Annotated in this window: 14 protein-coding genes, 2 rRNA genes and 1 riboswitch; of the genes, 4 read left to right on the top strand and 12 right to left on the bottom strand. The window is 47.0% G+C overall.

The genetic code is table 11. The features are described from left to right. On the top strand, nucleotides 1-206 hold a 206-nt coding region (locus BLQ13_RS28715), incomplete at its 5' end, for a hypothetical protein (RefSeq protein ID WP_208606811.1). Between the two features lie 237 nt (nucleotides 207-443). Here BLQ13_RS28715 and BLQ13_RS19990 read toward each other — a convergent pair. The 8 genes from BLQ13_RS19990 to BLQ13_RS20020 all read right to left on the bottom strand — a co-directional run bounded on the left by BLQ13_RS19990 (nucleotide 444) and on the right by BLQ13_RS20020 (nucleotide 7,500). Next, nucleotides 444-1,316, bottom strand: a complete 873-nt coding sequence (locus tag BLQ13_RS19990; RefSeq protein WP_090923370.1) for a phosphoribosylaminoimidazolesuccinocarboxamide synthase — start codon at nucleotides 1,314-1,316, stop codon at nucleotides 444-446. Between the two features lie 293 nt (nucleotides 1,317-1,609). Then, the gene (purB, locus tag BLQ13_RS19995) at nucleotides 1,610-2,908 is read right to left on the bottom strand and encodes an adenylosuccinate lyase (RefSeq protein WP_090923371.1); all 1,299 of its coding nucleotides are present in this window, start codon (nucleotides 2,906-2,908) and stop codon (nucleotides 1,610-1,612) included. Then, entirely contained in the window at nucleotides 2,905-4,110 is a 1,206-nt protein-coding gene (purK, locus tag BLQ13_RS20000) for a 5-(carboxyamino)imidazole ribonucleotide synthase (protein WP_090923372.1), read from the bottom strand. The genes purB and purK overlap by 4 nt, the downstream gene beginning before the upstream one ends. Further along, complete coding sequence (gene purE / locus BLQ13_RS20005; protein WP_090923373.1) at nucleotides 4,107-4,592, bottom strand: 5-(carboxyamino)imidazole ribonucleotide mutase; 486 nt, start codon at nucleotides 4,590-4,592, stop codon at nucleotides 4,107-4,109. The genes purK and purE overlap by 4 nt, the downstream gene beginning before the upstream one ends. 385 nt (nucleotides 4,593-4,977) lie before the next feature. After that, a riboswitch (purine riboswitch) is annotated at nucleotides 4,978-5,079 on the bottom strand. Between the two features lie 316 nt (nucleotides 5,080-5,395). After that, on the bottom strand, nucleotides 5,396-5,830 hold the full coding sequence (locus tag BLQ13_RS20010) for a universal stress protein (RefSeq protein ID WP_090923374.1): 435 nt from the start codon (nucleotides 5,828-5,830) through the stop codon (nucleotides 5,396-5,398). 168 nt (nucleotides 5,831-5,998) lie between these two features. Continuing rightward, entirely contained in the window at nucleotides 5,999-6,262 is a 264-nt protein-coding gene (locus BLQ13_RS20015; RefSeq protein ID WP_090923375.1) for a DUF1294 domain-containing protein, read from the bottom strand. 114 nt (nucleotides 6,263-6,376) lie between these two features. Beyond that, nucleotides 6,377-6,514: a hypothetical protein gene (locus tag BLQ13_RS28585; protein WP_167375798.1), complete on the bottom strand. Its 138-nt coding sequence runs from the start codon at nucleotides 6,512-6,514 to the stop codon at nucleotides 6,377-6,379. An 89-nt stretch (nucleotides 6,515-6,603) separates the two neighbouring features. Next, nucleotides 6,604-7,500 (bottom strand): ROK family protein, encoded by an 897-nt coding sequence (locus BLQ13_RS20020; RefSeq protein WP_090923376.1) that lies wholly within the window; start codon nucleotides 7,498-7,500, stop codon nucleotides 6,604-6,606. A 133-nt stretch (nucleotides 7,501-7,633) separates the two neighbouring features. On the opposite strand from BLQ13_RS20020, the gene BLQ13_RS20025 reads away from it, so the two are divergent. Further along, nucleotides 7,634-8,812, top strand: coding sequence for a helix-turn-helix domain-containing protein (locus BLQ13_RS20025; RefSeq protein ID WP_167375799.1), 1,179 nt, complete (start codon nucleotides 7,634-7,636; stop codon nucleotides 8,810-8,812). A gap of 148 nt (nucleotides 8,813-8,960) precedes the next feature. Here the strand turns inward: BLQ13_RS20025 and BLQ13_RS20030 are convergent, their stop codons facing one another. Then, complete coding sequence (locus tag BLQ13_RS20030) at nucleotides 8,961-11,093, bottom strand: DNA topoisomerase III (protein ID WP_090923380.1); 2,133 nt, start codon at nucleotides 11,091-11,093, stop codon at nucleotides 8,961-8,963. Nucleotides 11,094-11,529: 436 nt separating this feature from the next. Here BLQ13_RS20030 and BLQ13_RS20035 point away from each other — a divergent pair, with 436 nt between their 5' ends. Together BLQ13_RS20035 and BLQ13_RS20040 are read left to right on the top strand one after the other, a co-directional pair. Continuing rightward, complete coding sequence (locus BLQ13_RS20035; protein WP_090923382.1) at nucleotides 11,530-13,467, top strand: amidase family protein; 1,938 nt, start codon at nucleotides 11,530-11,532, stop codon at nucleotides 13,465-13,467. Nucleotides 13,468-13,772: 305 nt separating this feature from the next. Beyond that, a complete protein-coding gene (locus BLQ13_RS20040; protein ID WP_167375800.1) occupies nucleotides 13,773-15,029 on the top strand; it encodes an S-layer homology domain-containing protein in 1,257 nt (418 codons plus the stop codon). 135 nt (nucleotides 15,030-15,164) lie between these two features. Here the strand turns inward: BLQ13_RS20040 and BLQ13_RS20045 are convergent, their stop codons facing one another. The 3 genes from BLQ13_RS20045 to BLQ13_RS20055 form a co-directional block, all read right to left on the bottom strand. Next, on the bottom strand, nucleotides 15,165-16,163 hold the full coding sequence (locus BLQ13_RS20045) for a ketoacyl-ACP synthase III (protein WP_090923386.1): 999 nt from the start codon (nucleotides 16,161-16,163) through the stop codon (nucleotides 15,165-15,167). A gap of 209 nt (nucleotides 16,164-16,372) precedes the next feature. Further along, nucleotides 16,373-16,489: ribosomal RNA gene (gene rrf, locus BLQ13_RS20050) — 5S ribosomal RNA — on the bottom strand. A gap of 156 nt (nucleotides 16,490-16,645) precedes the next feature. Further along, a 23S ribosomal RNA gene (locus BLQ13_RS20055) occupies nucleotides 16,646-16,964 on the bottom strand; the annotation flags it as partial.

Raw genomic sequence — 16,964 nt, forward strand, 5'->3', positions numbered from 1 at the left:
CCCCTACGCTTGATCCTGCGGCGCTATTTTTTAAAGGCCTAAACCCTTTGCGTTGCTTGGCGGGTAGTAAAAGCGGTGGCCTTGGGACAATCGTTTCGCTGGACAACGGTAAAAACCAGCCATATCACGCAAACGCGGGACAGGTTTTCAAGTATTTGAGTAACCTTGCCTTTGATTCTTGTAATCTTTGCAGGCTTCATACCTAGTGAAGCCTGCGCCTTAATTACCTCATCCACCAGTTTGAACACTGGCGGAGGGAAAGATTTGAGCTGGAGAAACGAAGTGCTCGCCTTTGCAACCGGAATGTGTCCTTTTGAAAAAAGGATACGAATCCAAACATTCCGGGGGCAACAGCGATCGAAAGCCAAACTTTCCCGGAGCACACGCTCAAACGTCTCTTACTCAAGCTTTCCCGAAGCCCGTGCTCAAACGTCATCCACTTATTATTTCGTTAAACGTTTATAAATATCGACGTATCTTGCCGTTGTCGCTTCCACCACCTCTTGCGGAAGCGGGGCGGGCTTGCTGTTCTTGTCCCAATCGGTGCCTGCAAGATAGGTACGGACAGGCTCTTTATCCATGCTGTCGATCTCGATGTCGAGAGCATAGTTTTCTTTTGCCCAGAAGCGGGAGGCATCCGGGGTGAAGATTTCATCGATCAGGATCACCTTGCCGTCCACGATGCCGAACTCAAATTTGCAGTCTGCCAGAATGATACCGCGCTGATTGCAGTAATCACGAGCAAACTCATAGAGGCGTAAGCTTTTCTCTTGAAGCTCGATAGCAAGCGCATCTCCAACAAGCTCTTTCATACGCTCCATCGGAATGTCCTCGTCATGACCAACGTCATTTTTGGCAGCTGGTGTGAAGATGGGCACTTCGAGCTTGGCATTTTTGCGCAGGCCTTCCGGCAGTTTAATTCCATTCACTTCTCCGGTTGTCTCGTACTGTCTCCAGCCACCACCAGTGATGTATCCGCGCACCACACATTCGATATCGATGCGCTCTGCTTTGCGTGTAACCATGATGCGGTTTTTGAGCAATTCAGGTTCGGTGACCAAATCACCCAGTTGATTCACATCGGTATGAACCACATGGTTTTCCATCATGCTACCTGTCAGTTCAAACCAGAAGCTACTGAGTTGATTCAGCACATTACCTTTCTCTGGAACCGCCGGGTCGAGCACATAATCAAATGCCGAGATGCGATCCGTTACCACAATAAGAAAATGCTCACCCAGATCGTATAGCTCGCGTACTTTCCCTTTGTATAACAAAGGTGCTTTAACAAGATCTGCCGCCGTGGACAGTGCCATGGGGTCACCTTCTTTCAGGAGATGTAAATTATACGTCCAATTCCCCTCATCACGCGGGGCCACTCCAAATGCAGAAGAACCTTCCGATCGCTGTTATCCCCGAATTTTTCTGATCCAATTGTACGAGGGGAAAATTCGGTGATAAAGGCGAACGCTTCGCTTCTACAGGTTTTTTCTGCATTCTCCGTTCCAGCGTGAACACATAATCAACCTATACTTTTAGTGGGGTATTTCTGTCCTCTTCGTTCTCAGCAAGCCCATCATTCGTTTCTTTAGCCTATTTGGAATATATATTAGTCGTTCAAGCCGAGTTTTTTGAAAATGGTGTCGACGTGTTTCAGGTGCCAGGACGGGTTAAATGCATCTGCAATTTCCTCGTCGTTCAGCACAGCCGTAATTTCCGGTGTGGACTTCACGATGTCCTGGAATTGACGTTGTTCTTCCCATGCCTGCATGGCACGCGGTTGAACGGTATCGTACGCTTGCTCACGGCTGAAGCCTTTGTCGATCAGTTTCGTCATAACGCGGCCGGAGAATGGTACGCCGAAGGTACGTTCCATGTTGCGTTTCATGTTTTCCGGGAACACAGTCAGGTTCTTCACAATGTTACCGAAACGGTTCAACATGTAGTTCAGCAACATCGTTGCGTCCGGCAAAATGACACGTTCTACGGAAGAGTGCGAGATGTCACGCTCGTGCCACAATGTTACGTTCTCGTATGCAGATACCATATGTCCGCGGATAACACGGGACAGACCGGAGATGTTTTCACTGCCGATCGGATTGCGCTTGTGCGGCATCGCGGAAGATCCTTTTTGACCTTTGGCAAACGCTTCTTCCACTTCACGGAACTCGCTCTTCTGCAGTGCACGTACTTCTGTAGCGAACTTGTCCAGAGAAGTTGCGATCAGTGCCAGCGTAGCCATGTACTCCGCATGACGGTCACGTTGCAACGTTTGCGTGGAGATTGGTGCAGGCTTGGTACCCAGCTTCTCACAGACAAACTCTTCAACAAATGGATCGATGTTGGCATACGTTCCAACGGCACCGGAGATTTTACCAAACTGTACGCCATCCGCCGCATGGCGGAAACGCTCCAGGTTACGCTTCATCTCTTCATGCCACAACGCCATTTTCAATCCGAAAGTTGTTGGCTCCGCATGTACACCATGCGTACGTCCCATCATTGGCGTATGCTGATATGTCAGTGCTTTTTCACGCAAAATTTCGATGAAATTAATGATGTCTTTTTCCAAAATTTCGTTCGCTTGACGCAGTACATATCCCAGTGCCGTATCCACAACGTCCGTGGAAGTCAGGCCGTAGTGAACCCATTTCCGCTCTGCACCCAGGCTCTCGGATACCGTACGTGTGAACGCAATAACGTCATGGCGTGTTTCCTTTTCAATCTCATAGATACGATCAATGTCAAAAGAAGCGTTCTGGCGAAGCAAAGCTGCTTCTTCCTTCGGGATAACTCCAAGCTCAGCCCATGCCTCGCATGCACAAATTTCAACTTCCAGCCACGATTGGAATTTGTTCTCTTCTGTCCAGATGGCTCTCATTTCGGGTCTGCTATAACGTTCAATCATGAATTTGTATGCCTCCATAGATTAGTTTGTTCGATCCATTGCAATCCTTCTTCGACATCCTGGCAGAGCAGGTTCACATGCCCCATCTTCCGTCCTGTCTTCGCTTCGCTCTTGCCATATATATGAAGCTTAGGGATAACACCGAGTTCCATCGCCTCTTCATCAGGTTGCCCTGTTCTTGCGATGATTCCTTCCAGATGCTCACCAAGCACATTGACCATAACGACGGGACTTAACAGCGTTGTATCCCCCAGCGGTAATCCGCAGATGGCACGAATATGTTGCTCAAACTGTGATGTGGCGCAAGCCTCCATCGTGTAGTGTCCGGAATTATGCGGCCTTGGAGCCAGCTCGTTCACATACAGTCTGCCGTCAGCGGCTACAAACAGTTCGACCGCCAGTAATCCGACAGCTTTCAGGGATTCCGCAACTGCAGCGGCCAGTTTCTGTGCTTCCAGTTGAATGTCTGTAGCCACTCGCGCAGGTACGATGGAAGCATGCAAAATGTTATTCACATGAATGTTCTCCGCAGGCGGGAACGTTTTGATCTCTCCGCTCGTGCTACGAGCAACAATGACTGAAATCTCGCATTCGAACTTGATGAATTGCTCCAGCACCAGCTCTGCTCCTGTCGATGCAAGCTCTTGATAAGCCTCTTCAGCTTCCGCTGCGACACGAATCACCCGCTGACCTTTGCCGTCATATCCGCCAGTCACTGTTTTCAGCACACATGGAACTCCTAATTCACTCACCGCAGCATTCATCGTATCCAAACTGGTAATTTCGCGGTACGGGGCAACTCTGACACCAGCCGCTTCAATCGCACGTTTCTCACGCAAGCGATGCTGGGTCGTGTATAAAAGGGAACTCCCTTGCGGTACGGATGACTCACGCTCAAGTAAAGCCGCCACTTCTGCATCCACATTCTCGAATTCATACGTGATCACATCGCATTGCCGCGCGAGTTCTCTTGCTGCCTGTACATCGTCGTATCCAGCTTCAATCTGCTTCGCAATCTGGCCACAAGGTGAATCCGGTGTTGGATCAAGAGTAACGAAACGATACCCCATCGCCGTTCCAGCAAGCGTCATCATGCGTCCAAGCTGCCCGCCGCCAAGAATACCGATTGTTGTATCTCCGGGTAATAAGACGGGTTGTCCCTGCCCTGTTCCCTTATCCTGTCTGGTTGCCTCGTTACTCATAGCTCATCACTGCTTTCCAGTACTTCTTGTTTAATCCGTTCTCTGCGAGCTTCGGAGCGGCGCTGCACCTCCGGGTCAAATGCGCCAATGATCTGTGCCGCGAGCAAGCCTGCATTTGTCGCACCCGCTTTGCCAATGGCAACCGTGGCTACCGGGATGCCGCCAGGCATCTGCACAATGGACAGCAAGGAATCGAGACCGTTCAATGCTTTGGATTGAACCGGAACACCGATGACGGGAAGCATCGTTTTGGATGCCACCATACCTGGAAGATGAGCCGCTCCGCCTGCACCAGCGATAATGACCTTGAATCCGCGGTCAATCGCCTGTTCTGCATATTCAAACATCAAATCCGGTGTACGATGTGCGGAGACGACCTTTTTTTCATAACCAATCTCAAGCTCGTCCAGCACCTCGCACGCATGTTTCATCGTTTCCCAATCAGACTTACTGCCCATAATTACAGCAACTTGCACTGACATGAATACATCCCACTCCCATCTGAGCATTTTAGAACCCATTTGTCATATAAGCTGAACTAAAGGTAATTTACACGGTCACTTCAATGCCAGAATAAACTTCCAATCGCTGTTATCCCCAGATTTTTTTGATTCCCTTTACTTAAAGGGAAAATCCGGTGATAAAGGCGATCGCTTCGCTTTTCCAGTTTTTTTCTGTCCTTTCCGTTTCTGTGTAAATGAGTAGTTCAACTTATACAAATTTTTCTTAAAATCCTTTTGTAAAAAAACTAAAAAGTCCGCTACCCGCGAAAATATTACATTTTCTCCGGACACCGGACTCCAAGAAATACGTATCCCTCATTTGGGCATGCCAAAAGGGGCTTGCTGTCCGCAATCAACCATGCGACTCTCAGCCGTATCTCCTCGTAGTCCGGAAATTTACGGTTTCCGGGTAGATACTTCCGGGCCCTATTCCCGGCGTTATACGAGCAAATATCTATTCGTTACATCTTTGTTTACCATGTTCCACAATCATACAGCTTTCGTTCCTACTCGACCTTATTTTAACCTGATCGACACATCTAACATTCTAACAATCCCCTACAGCGTATGTCAACTTAAAGACGAACATTTAACATATTGACAAATCTAATGTTCGGGAATTAGTACAGTGTTATACAATAAACTCCAAATTCGCTTGAAATACCCCATCCTGTTGCTTCAAAATAAAATAAAGAAAGCCGGCTTCTCTTCAATTTCTCGAAGACAACCGGCTTGTTCACACGGGAATGGAGTACAAGTACATCCTCCCTCTTATTTCAATATCATTTTACGATCAATACAGGAATCTGAGCATGTTGTACTACGTTGTGACTGACACTGCCCAGCACGAATTCACGGATTCCGCCTAAACCTCGGGAACCAATAATAATGATATCCGAGCCGTTTTCTTTGGCATAGTCCAGCAACACCTCTGCTGCAGCCCCTTGGATCAGATCTACATTTGCCGTAACACCGGCAGCCTGAATACGCTCTTTGGCTTCATCCGTCGTTTGCACAGCCAGATTGTAGTAATCGTTGTTGAGTGAAGGCGGCAATGGCGCCAGACCTTCCCCAATAAATACGCGCGGAAAATCAAATGCATGAATGACATCAAGCACAGCCCCCGGCGATGCCTTCGCAAACTCGATTGCACGATCCAGTGCTTTATTTGAAGCTTTTGACCCATCATAAGCTACTAAGATTTTGGAAAATAACATGTAAATCCCGTCCCTTCCTTATATATGTAGAACCCGAAGCAAGCCTCGGTCTGACATCTAAATCCCTTACAGAGCCTGGAACCATGTAACTTCTTAAACCTTCACAGGTTAAAATGAACCACTTGATAAGAAACAATTTACATAATAAACTCATTCATCCCTAAACCATCACTGCAAAAAGTAACCATACATCACTGCATTCAGAAACACGAGCAACGGAATGCCAATCGTAAAGCTGGGATGTTTCGTTTTATGCCTTTTCCGATACATCGCAATCCAGACACCTAGTGCACCACCGATAAAGGCTAGCAAAAATAACGTTCGTTCAGGCGTGCGATCCCGCCGCTGCTGTGCACGTCTCTTGTCGTCAGACATGACCAGATATGCGACAACATTAATAAAGATAAACCATACGATAAGTCCGGTATGCATATGCGTTTAGCGGTCCCCCTGTCCCGGGACATCTCCCTGTCTCCATTATAATCCCAAGACAGGCAGATGATCAACGCGGGCAGAGAACCGCACTATTTTACATAAACGAGAATTTTACGATTCCTGTTTCGGAATCCCGTTCAGGCTCGGTACCCTTTTGGCTGATTTCTCCGGAGTCACTGCGATATTCTCTTCCCGAATGCTGTCCTTATTCTGCTGGTTATTGCGTTTTTCCGGTTTGTTATGCGGCATCTCAGGCTCACCTCCTCCGCTTACGTTGCCTGAAAACGAAGCTTCTTATACGAAGGAGGCACCTGTATTTTAGTCTTCAGGGCGCAAGTCTAGTTGTTCCGGTGACTGTTTAGAAAATGATATAACGCTCCGTACAGGTTGGCATCATTTCCAAACGTACAGGCTGTAATCTGTGGGCTCGCCTTATGCAATGGGTTAATTCGCTTCAGTTCATCTATTGCCCATTGGATTCGCTCCAGCACAACAGGCTGTGCACTAATGCCTCCTCCAATGGCAAACACTTCAGGGTCGAGAATGTATTGCAGATTCATGATCTGAACCGCAATCTGTGTGCAAAAGGTATCAAATACACCGCACGCCTCCGCATCTCGCTGATTAATAAATTCAAACACGGCCTCACCATCGGCAGGGTCATCCAGCCCTTTTAACTCACCAATCTGTCTAACCATCTCTACAGCCGAGCTCTCCAGTCCAAAATAGGCCGCTTCCTTCGTTACCGGGTCAATCCGGCTCATCACATAACTAACTTCTCCGGCTGACAAGTTTTTGCCACGTTGCAGTTTACCGTCCATGATGATTCCTCCCGCGATGCCGCTGCCCAGCACCATAACAACGGAATCCTTGGTATCTTTGACACTGCCGAGCCATAGTTCGGCAAGCGCTGCGCACTTCCCATCATTTTCAATGGACACATGGATCGCATATCTGTCTTCAAGAAGTTTGGCTAAATTCACCTCATGCAAAAATGGAAAAGAACCGCCGTGATACACCATTCCTGTCTCCACATCGATTGTTCCCGGACAACTCAGGGCAATGCCCTGAATCTGTGACAAATCTTGTGCATCCACGATGGCATAAAGCGCATCCTGCAGTTCCTGCAAGCCACTCCGCCCAACGCCACGTTTTCCCTTCGACAATAGCTCTCCGCTTTCGCTCATGATTCCGTATTTAATAAAAGTTCCACCAATATCAATAACTAGATACATTGTGTCTGCCTCCTGCTCTACATATCATTCATCAACATCTTAATTGAAATATAGAGCGTTTCCATTTATATTTATGGTATTTATTTGCGATTAATAGTAATTAATTATGATCTTTAGGGAGATGGAGTGTTCAGTGCCAACGATAACCGAAACCAAACTTCAATGGATCTTACAAACGTTATATGATACCACCCGGGTTCCTGCGTTCTACCTTAAGCGAGGTATCGATCGTCATCCTACTTTGAGCCCGGAATTGGTGAACCAGCTTCTGTCCACTCCTGTTCATCTGAAAATCCAGCTCATGGATTACAATATACAAATGGATAAGATGATCCTGATGCCAGTCTATACTCTTGAAGGACAAGGTCTGCTTGTTCTCTGGCCCAATGCACAGTCATATGTTGAGCATGTTCCGTTTGCATGGGATCAACAACTGAATTCAACCACATTCATTGAACCCAATGATCTCCATCAACTGCTGAGTGTGGCGATTATGGCCCATTATCTTTTACATCATGAAATATTGGATCGGAATCAAGTTCTTGAGGACAACAAACATGTCTTAAATATAAATAATCATGCGGAAGGTGTACTTGAACTATCTCTTCTGGAACAGAGAGAGCGTAGATTGTTTCACAAATCCTACCTCTCGGAGAAAAAGGTATTCGATCAGGTGCGTCTGGGGAACAAACATAAGATGCTTTTGTATCTGAAGCAGCATATGGAGTTGAATGGGGTCTACGGCACTTTATCGAAACAGAATAGTTTACGGAGCAAAAAGAATCTGATCATCGCGGCCATTACGCTCGGAACCCGTGCTGCAATTGATGGCGGATTGTATTCGGAGTCGGCACTTACGCTTAGCGACACCTATATTCAGCACATTGAAACGCTGTCCCGGATTGATTCGATTCATCCGATTCTGCATAAGATCCTTGGTGATTTTACCGAACGTGTAGCCAAAGTCCATCGGGCTCATAACTCCAAAGACATTCTGTTATGCCAGGAATATATATTCAATCACTTATACGATGACTTAAGTCTGTCCGTACTGTCCGCGCATCTGCAAATAAGCCCCCCCTATCTTTCCCGTAAATTCAAGGAAGAGACTGGAGAGGCACTTCGCATTTTTATACAAAGGCAACGGATTGAAGAAGCCAAAAATCTGATCGTTTTCTCAGACTATCGCCTGAGTGAGATTCATACGTTGCTTAACTTTCACGATCAGAGTTACTTCATCAAAGTGTTCCGAAAACATACGGGTTTTACACCAAAAGAGTATCGTAATCGATTTGTGGTCAAGCCTTCTTGAACATGACACCTGACTAGTAGGCTTCTCTCATTTCATCTCATAGAAATTTCAACTCACATAAGGCTACCTGAGATGCGGTCGCCCCGATTAAATAGTCCGAGATCGTTTAACTCCTATTCTCTCACCTTATGTTGTCATTGCCGCATGCCTATTTTCCTTGTTTCTCCATAGCCGCCTTGAGCAAATCCCCCAGGTTGGAGCCGATGGATTCCTGCTTCGCGTATTGTTTCACCAGCTTTTGCTGCTCGCGTTTGTTCACGTGTTGCTTATCTTTATCCAGCGTTTCGGTGATTCCGCATGGCAGACACTGTACATACAGTCCAGCTTTGCCTTCCTTAATCTCCATCTTCTTATGGCACTGCGCGCAGCGGCGGTTCGACAACCGCTTCTCATTGGAGCGACGATAACCACAGTCCTCCGTAGGACATACGAGGAACTTGCCACGTTTCCCCTTTTTCTCTAGCAACTTGGCATTACAGTCCGGGCAGTGGCTGTTGGTTACATTATGGGGTTTGTACTCGGCTTTACTGCTTTTCACGGTGGATACAAGTTCCTTTGCCATGGAACGAATACCATCCAGGAACGGGCCTGGTTTACCCTGTCCACGTGCTATACGCTCCAGTTCAGCCTCCCAACGAGCGGTCAGTTCCGGTGTTCGCAGTTGCGGGGCAGCAAGCTCAATCAGCTGTTTGCCTTTGCCCGTTGGATGCAGACTGTTCCCTTGACGATCAATCGTATCCGAGCTGACCAGTTTCTCAATGATATCTGCGCGTGTCGCAGGTGTGCCCAGTCCGTGCTTCTCCATCTGGGAGAGCAACGCTGCTTCCGTATACCTCTTCGGTGGCATCGTACGTCCACTCTTGATGTGGCAGCGCCCAAGTGTCACTGACTGACCTTGCTGTAAGTCTGGCAACAGTGCACGCTCATGGTCACCTGCATCATTGGAACGGTCATCATCTTTATCATCCGTGTAATCACCGCCGTACACTTCGCGCCAGCCACTATCCTTGACCGTTGTGCCCTTCACATGGAAGGAATCCTTACCTACCTGTACCGTAACAGCTACTGAATCATACCTCGCTGCTGGATAGAACAGACTGATGAAACGGCGAACAATCAGATCGTAGAGTTTACGTTCCTCTGGACTAAGTTGATTTAAGAGCACCGTCTGCTCGGTTGGAATAATGGCATGGTGATCGGTAACCTTGCTATCATCAACAATCCGTTTGGTGACATTCAGGTTTTTGCGCAGTAAAGGGCGTGCAAGTGATGCATACGGGCCAACAGCTACACTCTCGAGTCGTTCTTTTAACGTTCCCGTCATGTCGGAAGTCAGATAACGGCTATCTGTCCGCGGATAAGTAACAAGCTTATGCTGCTCATACAGACGCTGGAGTACGTTAGAGGTCTGTTTAGCGGAAAAACCGTGTTTATGATTCGCATCCCTTTGCAGTTCCGTAAGGTCATAAGCCAGCGGATGCGGCTCGACTTTTTCACTTTTTTTCACCTGGGCAATCGAGCCTTTACGTCCTTCTACACGTGCCTTCAATTGCTGCATATCCTGTTTGTCAAAAATTCTGGAATCCCCGCCAGCTGCACGCCATACCGCCTGAAAATCTCCAAAGTCCGCGCTTAACGTCTCATATTCCTGCGAACGGAAACCGTTAATCTCATTTTCCCGATCCATGATCATTCCCAAAGTTGGCGTCTGTACACGTCCAGCGGACAATTGGGCATTGAACCGTACGGTTAACGCACGTGTCACATTAAGACCAATCATCCAGTCTGCTTCAGCACGGCAGCGTGCGGATTCATAGAGACGGTCGAATTGACTTCCCGGCTTCAGCGAGGCGAATCCGTCCTTGATCGCTTTATCCGTTTGGGATGAAATCCACAGTCGTTTGAACGGCTTTTTCCACTGCGCCATCTGCATAATCCATCTTGCAAGCAGTTCTCCTTCACGGGCCGCATCCGTTGCAACAACCAACTCACCCACATCCTGACGTTTCATCAGTTGCTGCACGGCTTTGTACTGGTGATTCGTTTCCCGGAGCACCTTCAGCTTGGTTCGCTCTGGCAAAATCGGCAAATCTTCCAGATTCCACGTCGCATACTTTTTGTCATAATCCTCAGGTTCAGCGAGCCCCACCAAATGTCCCAAGGCCCACGTTACAATGTATTTCGGACCTTCCATATAACTTTTATGTTTATCACGCGCGCCCATCACTCTTGCAATCTCCCGGGCTACAGATGGCTTCTCTGCGAGTACCAATGTCTTCACTTCGTATCTCTTCCTTTCTTTCCAAACGCTAATATCGGAGACAACGGATCTGTCTTCCTTGTCTTCCTATATTTCCATCTTTACATTATATCATCTCAATCAGAATCATGTTTTCGACAAATGTATATTCAACAGAACAGGGTTTCAAGGGCATCTCTTTTTGCCAATACATTCAACTTATCACCGCATTAACAAGTGTTATATCCATGTTAGATAATATCTTTTCTTTGACTTTCCAATAAAAAAATAGTCTTTCACTTCCAAGACACAAAGAGAAAACGTGAGATATCATCACACAAAACCAATATGTATGCGTTTTTTTGAATAAATAATAGATTTGTAAGATTACCTAACACCAATATAAGATGTGCAAAAGCATTATACAAAGATTGCTAACACACACATCATCTTAGACACAGGAAGGGAGCGTGGATGCATGACTTATCATGGATCTGTATTGAAAAAAGGCGGGGCCTTATTACTCGCGGGAACCGTGGTTGCCGCAACGTGGGGAGGAACTGCTGTACCTTCGGCTTTCGCCGCCGCTGCAACTCCTCCAAGCCAAACCTCCACCGTCGCCGCCCTTGCAGGGAAAGCGCCGGTCAGTGCCGCAACCTTCGTTCAGGCCATGGAAGAAGCCGCAACACTTGCAGGTGTACCTTTTACCATGGACAAGCTCTCCGGTGCGACCATATCACGCCAAGATGCTGCACTTGCCTTGCAGCAATGGCTCAAGCTGGACACTGCTCCGGCATCCTTCAAGGATGTGCCGAAGCAGTCCGAGTATGCCAGTGCCGTCGGCGCCCTGAATGCCGCCGGACTAATGAAAGGCTATACGGACTCTCTTTTCCTGCCGAACGCTGTACTGACAGCGAGCGACGTCTCTATTTTGAAAGATCGCATTTATACCTACATAAAACCGTTTGTGCTCGAAGAAGCCACCATCATGGATATGCAGACCGCTATGGAGCAAGGTAAACTGACATCCAAAGAGCTGGTGCAACATTATCTGGATCGTATCGCGAAATACGATGATCAAGGTGTCAGCATTAATGCTGTCCTCAATCTGAACCCGGATGCGCTTAAAATCGCAGAGCAACTCGATGAAGAACGCACAGCTCAGGGACCTCGCGGCCCGCTTCACGGTATCCCGATCCTGGTGAAGGATAACTTTGATACCAAAGACATGCCCACCACGGCTGGCTGTATCTGCCTGAAGGATTCTATTCCGGCCCATGATGCAGAGCAGGTGAAGAAGCTGAAAGCAGCGGGAGCCATTATTTTGGGCAAAACCAACCTGCATGAGTTTGCTTTTGGCATCACAACATCAAGCTCACTGGGAGGACAAACGCTTAACCCTTACGCTCTTGATCATTATCCAGGTGGTTCGAGTGGTGGAACAGGTGCGGCCATTGCCGCGAACTTCGCTGCAGCAGGTATGGGCACCGATACAGGTGGCTCCATCCGCATACCGTCCAGCTTTAACAGCCTTGTCGGTATTCGTCCAACCATTGGCCTCTCCAGTCGGGAAGGCATTATTCCACTCGCACTGACACAAGACGTTGGTGGGCCGATGGCACGTACCGTAAGTGATGCGGCGATCATGCTGGATGCTACCGTTGGTTATGATAAAAAAGATGTTGCCACGGCTTACGCGGTAGGCAAAATCCCTTCCAGTTACACAGACTTCCTGGACGTGAACGGACTGAAGGGTGCTCGAATCGGTGTAGCTCCTGAACTCATCCCAAGCACCAAAGCGGAGGAAAAAGCGGTTGCCGACGTCATCAACGCCGCTGTTGAAGAACTGAAATCACTCGGCGCTACCGCGGTACCAATCTCCATTCCTAACTTTGCAGAGATCAATAAATATCCTAGCCTCAGTGGCTATGAGTTCAAATTCCAGCTGAATGACTATCTGGATTCTCTAGGTGACAACGCGCCGTATCATAGCCTGTCCGAGATCATCGCATCCGGTCAATTTGATAAATCCCAGGAACAATCCATGAAAGCACGGGACGCACGGGATACGCTAGATACATCAGAGTACAAAGATATCGTCCTGAAGCGTACTCAAATTACTCGTGATTCCTTACTGAAAGTCATGGCGGATAACCATTTGGATGCAATCATCTATCCTACATCAACACAAGCTGCTGGCGTGATTGGCAAAGGGCAAACCTCTGGTGCCAACAATCGTCTAAGCCCATTCTCCGGTTTCCCGTCTATTACCGTCCCGGCTGGCTTCACAACGGATGGCTTGCCTGTAGGCATTGAATTCCTGGGCCGTGCCTTTGATGAAGGTACACTGATTAAGCTGGCTTACAGCTACGAACAAGGTACACACCATCGCCAAGCACCCAAGTTAACGCCTTAACTTCTTGGCGACTGATGATTTAAGAGCAAGAGCACTCATACTTCTGTTGCTGATAACCAATTCGGTGATAAGTCCTCATAAATCAAGCCAAGTTCTTATCAATCAAAACAAGTTCTCATACTTCGATCCTTTCCCTTTATTGAACATTCTTCATTAACATGCACCCCATTCACGATTCTGTGAATCGGGGTGTTTTTCGATCTAAATTTTCAAATTGCCCAGATCTTGATTTGTCGTCTACAATATGTATGAAGAAGTTTACTACTTATACATCGTTTGAACCACACATTAACAGGAGGTTTTGGATGAACTATTCAAGATGGCATATGATGCTTATTACCGTGCTCAGTTTCTCCCTTTTTGCCACATCAACGGCCAGTGCTGCCACAACTACTAATGCCAAGAAATATAAGTGGGCTAAGCCCGCTGTAGAATTCATGGGCTCTCACGGTGTCATGCAAAGCTACGAACAGGAAGCAGATCGTTTAAACCAAACGGTGTCCAAAGCCGAATTAACCCAAATGATACATACCTTATTCAAGGAATTTCGTGTTGAACCCGACAAAAAAATCGAAATTCCAGGCGTACCAGAAGGAAGCACCTATTATTCCATTTTTAGAGATGTGTACGGTAGCATTCCGAGTAATCCTTCGGGTATGATCGCAGCAGCAGACCAGATAAACTACAATGGTGAAACATATACGTATCAACCTTCTAAGAGTTTGTCTCGCTGGGATTTGTTGATTGCCCTGAATGCACTATTCCCTGATATCCGTTATAGCCTGGACGAAATGGACACAAAAGAAATCATAACTAAAGTAAACTCGTTCAGGGATATCCCGAAAAGAACATTTTCTTCTTTTGAAACATATGACAAATGGAAGTTTGCTTATCAACCACTGGCTCCAGAGTTAGGTTTTATTCAAGAAAAAAAACAAAATGTATATCTTGGATCCGATCTTGATGGTGTAAAAACATATGCTATGCTCGGCTTCTCTAAAGCAGGTATCATGAAACCCGATGCTAAAGGGAATTTTTATCCGAATCAAAAGGTAACGCTAGCGGAAACCGCAGTTATTCTGCAACGCATCTACAATTTTTATGGCGGGAAAGGCTACAAACATCAGCCTACCAAAGACGAACTGATTCCAAGAGAGTTAAATCGTGAGTACGTTTATAGAAATTCTGCGCATGGCAGTCTTATATCTGATAACGTGGCACTTGTTAGTACGGATAACATTTCTACCGCCTATCTGGCAATCAGCGCAACAGAACCGGTTGATCTGAAAGTCATTGTGAACGGCGAGAGTATAACCTACTCTTATGAACAATTAAGCGTACTTGATGCACCTATTATGATCGCGTTTGACGGGGCAGATTATGCAGAGGTATACCCCATTTTACGCAGGACAGGCAAACCCATTGTAGATCAGGGGGAAATTGAAGGTAATGAATTTTTCGAAAAGTTAGATTTGTTTTTTTATTTCTCGGGTAAATGGACTGATTTTAGTGTGTTCAATACATTATGGGAAGACGAAAGTTATGAAGAGTTTGAACAGTAACGTTGATGAGTAATAATTTGGAAATAGCAAATAGAAGGTAGAGCTCAGATTACTGAGTTCTACCCTTTTTTTTCCTTTAATGCTATTAAAATTGAACTGAAGTCTAATTAATCAGACACCTTGGTAGATTTACATTTACGCCCTATCCGGCACACCCCATCGAACAACTAGACCCGAGTACGTTAGCCCGCCTCCAAAACCAAACAGCGCAACGTTGTGCCCATGTCTCAGCTTTCCTTCATCCACCGCAATCTGCAATGCAAGTGGAATTGAGGCCGCAGAAGTATTCCCCCGGTACTCCATACTCGTTAATGTACGTTCGAGCGGAATTGGTCCACGTTCACACATCGCTTCAATCATGCGCATGTTGGCACTGTGCGGAACAAACCAATCGATCTGCTCAGGTGACATCTCAGCTCTCGTAATAAGCTCAGCTAATTGTTCCGGGACCATGCGGACTGCCCATTTGTAGACCTCTCTTCCGTTCTGCACCAAATTTCCTTCGGCATTCAACTGATGACCATCCATCTCTGTAGAAAGTCCGCTTTTGTATAGGTGCATACCACCTTCCCCTTGTGTCCCAGAAATGACAGACTTAAAGTCACCCTGGTCAGAAGCACGTTCTACCAGAAACGCACCGGCTCCATCTCCAAACAACACGCACGTTGTTCGATCGGTATAGTCTGTTATTTTGGATAACGTCTCAGCCCCGATAACGAGTACCTTACGATACATCCCACTGGTCACCAGACTATCTGCCAATTGCATACCGTATGTGAAGCCCGCGCAAGCCGCGTTCAGATCAAGCACTCCCGTCTGGGGAATACCCAGGTTTGCCTGGACTCGTGAAGCCGAACTTGGGAAAGCATACTCGGGTGTACTTGTTGCAAAAAGAATCATATCAACATCGGTGATCTTCACCTCGTAACGACGCACCATATCCTCCACGGCTTTTGTAGCCAGGTCTGATACAAATTCATGTTCTCCTGCAATCCGGCGCTCTCTCATGCCTGTTCGCTGTACAATCCATTCATCACTTGTATCGACCATCTTTTCCAAATCTGCATTGCTTAGTATCCGATCAGGTACATATGTACCCATTGCTGTTATTGTTGCTTTAGATTGATGATTCATAGCAGAGATCACCTCGAATGTTTTTTTACTATTATAGCACTAAGTCTTAGTACTTGGTACTAATTTTATTCTGTAGGAGACTACTATTTATCAACTAGACGCTGACAAGACAAAAAAACAGCCCAATTTCTTGAACTGTTCAACAATTAAACAGGATAAGTATGTAAAAAAAAGACACACCTGATTCTCATCAAGTGTGTCTTTACCTTGCTTGGCGGCGTCCTACTCTCCCAGGACCCTGCGGTCCAAGTACCATCGGCGCTAGAGGGCTTAACGGTCGTGTTCGGGATGGGTACGTGTGGAACCCCTCCGCCATCGCCACCAAACGCGATTGGATCGAAGCATAGCTTCTTCCATATCTATTTTGGAATTGAAAATCATACACACATTCCGTGATGTACCGATTTTCATTTCGCCATTCAGAGTGTTGTTCTCTGAAAACTAGATTCGAAACGAAACGCACGCGATTTAAAACTTGCATATTGGATAAGCCCTCGACCGATTAGTACTGGTCAGCTCCATGCATTACTGCACTTCCACCCCCAGCCTATCTACCTCGTCGTCTTCAAGGGGTCTTACATACTGGGAAATCTCATCTTGAGGGGGGCTTCACGCTTAGATGCTTTCAGCGCTTATCCCGTCCGTACATAGCTACCCAGCGGTGCTCCTGGCGGAACAACTGGTACACCAGCGGTACGTCCATCCCGGTCCTCTCGTACTAAGGACAGCTCCTCTCAAATTTCCTACGCCCACGACAGATAGGGACCGAACTGTCTCACGACGTTCTGAACCCAGCTCGCG

The organism is Paenibacillus polysaccharolyticus, assembly GCF_900102085.1.
Taxonomy (GTDB): domain Bacteria; phylum Bacillota; class Bacilli; order Paenibacillales; family Paenibacillaceae; genus Paenibacillus; species Paenibacillus polysaccharolyticus.